The organism is Streptomyces prasinopilosus (assembly GCF_001419695.1).
GTDB lineage: Bacteria > Actinomycetota > Actinomycetes > Streptomycetales > Streptomycetaceae > Streptomyces > Streptomyces prasinopilosus.
The window spans coordinates 1-2841 of the sequence record NZ_LIRG01000880.1; the positions used below are offsets into that span (position 1 = coordinate 1).

General features: G+C 77.0%; 1 protein-coding gene. It reads right to left on the reverse strand.

Going from position 1 to position 2841, the window contains the following annotated elements; all coding sequences use genetic code 11:
* A partial coding sequence (locus AOK18_RS27975; protein WP_157865256.1) for a condensation domain-containing protein occupies positions 1-2841 on the reverse strand: 2841 nt, incomplete at both ends.

Sequence of the window (2841 nt, forward strand, 5' to 3'; positions counted from 1 at the left end):
CGACCAGCCGGTGGAAGAGCATGCCCTCCTGGAGCGGGGTCAGCGGCAGGACGTCCTCCACGTCCCGCCCGTCGCCGGCCAGCCGGTCCAGGCGGTCCTGGTCGAGGCGGGCCAGCGGGAAGTCGGACGGGGTGCGTCCGCCCGCGTCGGGGCGGGCGCAGTGCGCGGTGATGTCGGCGAGCGCGCGGGTCATGCCGTCGGCGAGGGTGCGGACGGTGTCCTCGTCGTGCACCCGGTCGCTGTAGTGCCAGGTGATCTCCAGTTCGCCGCCGGCGACCACGGCGGATATGTCCAGCAGGTGGGCCGGCGGCCGGTCGGCGGCGATGTCCCGGCCGGGCGCCTCGCCCGCCGGGGCGAAGTCCCGTCCGTCGCCGGCCTCCCACTGGCCGTGGTAGTTGAAGCAGACCTGCGGCAGCGGCAGGTCCCGCAGGGCGCGGGCGGCCGGGTCGGGCGAGCCGAGGCGGGCCAGGGCCTCGTAGCCCAGGCCGTGCCGGGGGACGGCCCGCAGCCGTTCCTTCACCGTCTTGAGGGTGGTGCCCCAGTCGGGCGCGCCGGGCGGTCCGGCGGGGGTGAGGGTGACGGGGTACTGGGTGGTGAACCAGCCCACCGTGCGGGACAGGTCCAGCGTGTCGTCCTCGCGGCCGTGGCCCTCCAGGGCGACGGTGACCCGCCCGGTGCCCGTCCAGTCGGCGAGGACCCGGCCCAGGGCGCTGAGCAGGACGTCGTTGACCCGGGTGCGGTAGACCGCGGGCACCCGGCGCAGGAGGGCGTCGGTGGTGGCGCGGTCCACGCGGGTGCGGAGCGTGCGGAACGAGCCGGCGAGCGGGGTGCCGGGGCGGTCCACGGGCAGCGGGGTGCGGGGTTCGGCGGCCTCGGCCGTCCAGTGCGCCAGGTCGGCGTCGAGGTCGCCGGAGCGGGTGCGCCGGGACAGGTGCGCGGCCCAGTCGGCGAACGGCGTGGGGACGGGCTCCAGGTCGACCGTCCCGCCCCGGGCCGCCTGCCGGTAGGCCCGGTCGAGGTCGGCGAGGAGGATGCGCCAGGAGACGCTGTCCACCGCCAGGTGGTGGGCGGTGAGGAAGAGCTGGGGGCGCTCGCCGTCGGGGGACGGCAGCAGGACGGCGCGCAGCAGGGCGCCGGTCTCCGGGTCGAGGGCGGCCCGGGCCGCCTCGGCGGCTTCCTCGCGGGCGGTCGCCGGGTCGGCGGCGCGGGAGGGGTCGTGGCGGGTGAGCAGGCCGGTGGCCGGGCCGTCGCCGGGGTGCTGGCGCCAGGTGTCCCCCGAGCGGGCGAAGCGGGTGCGCAGCGCGGGGTGGTGGGCGACCAGAGCCTCCAGGGCGCGTTCCAGGGCCGGTTCGTCCAGGTCGTGCGGCAGGTCCAGCAGCATCGACATGCTGAAGTGGCGCAGCGGGCCGTGGGTGGCGAAGAACCACTCCTGGATCGGCGTCAGCGGTGCCGGGCCCTCCTCGCGCGGCCGCGGGGGCGCGGGCGCTTCGGCGGTGTGCGCGGACGCGGCGGCGGCGAGGTCGGCGACGGTCTGGTGGCGGAAGACGTCCCGTGAGGTCAGGTGCAGGCCCGCCGCGCGGGCGCGGGAGACGGCCTGGATGCTGAGGATGGAGTCGCCGCCCAGCTCGAAGAAGTTGTCCGTCACGCCGACCCGGCGCGCGCCCAGCACCTCGGCCCAGATGCGGGCGAGGGTCTCCTCCTCGGGGGTGCGCGGGGCGACGAACTCCTTGTCGCGCGCGCCTGCGTCGAGGTCGGGGGCGGGCAGGGCGCGCCGGTCGACCTTGCCGCTGACGGTCATCGGCAGGGCGTCGAGCACGGTGAAGGAGGACGGCACCATGTGGTCGGGCAGCACGCGCCGGCAGGCCGCCCGCACCTCGCCCGCGGCGAGCCCCGCGGCGCGGTCGGCGGGGACCAGGTAGGCGGCGAGCCGGGTGTGGCCGTGCGGGTCGGTGACGGCGACGACCGCGGCGGCGGTGACCTCGGGCAGGTCCGTCAGGGCCGCCTCGACCTCGCCGGGCTCGATGCGGTGACCGCGCACCTTGACCTGGTCGTCGGCGCGTCCCAGGTAGTCCAGGCGTCCGTCGGCGGTCCAGCGGGCCAGGTCGCCGGTGCGGTACATGCGGGTGCCGGGCGGGCCGAACGGGTCGGGCAGGAACCGCGCGGCGGTCAGTCCCGGCCGGCCGGCGTAGCCGCGCGCCAGCTGCACGCCGGCCAGGTACAGCTCGCCGCCGACTCCGGGCGGCACGGGCCGCAGCCGGTCGTCGAGGACGTGGGCGCGCACGTTGGCGAGCGGCCGGCCCACGGTGGGGCGGCCGTCGCCCCCGATGCGGCAGGCGAGGGCGTCGACCGTGCACTCGGTGGGCCCGTAGAAGTTGTACGCGGCCACGTCCCGCCGTTCGGCCAGCTCCCGCCACAGGCCGGGTCCGACGGCCTCGCCGCCGAGCATCAGCACCCGGGGGCGGTGGCGCGGGTCGGTGAGCAGTCCGGCGGGCAGCAGCTGGCGCAGGTGGGTGGGGGTCAGGTCGAGGAAGTCGACGCGGTGCTCGACGACGTACTCGACCAGCGCGGCGGCGTCCAGCCGGGTCGTCTCGTCGACCAGGTGCAGCGGGTGGCCGTCGGCCATCAGCAGCACGCCCTCCAGTGAGGTGTCGAAGGAGAACGACGCCGTCAGCGCCACCCGCAGCGGCCCGCCGCCCGCTTCGGCGACGAAGCCCTCGCGGTGACCCGCCAGGAGGTTCGCCAGGGATCTGTGGGTCACGGTGACGCCCTTGGGGCGGCCGGTGGAGCCGGAGGTGTACAGGACGTAGGCGGTGGTGTCGGGGTCCGGCGGGGCGGTGAGCA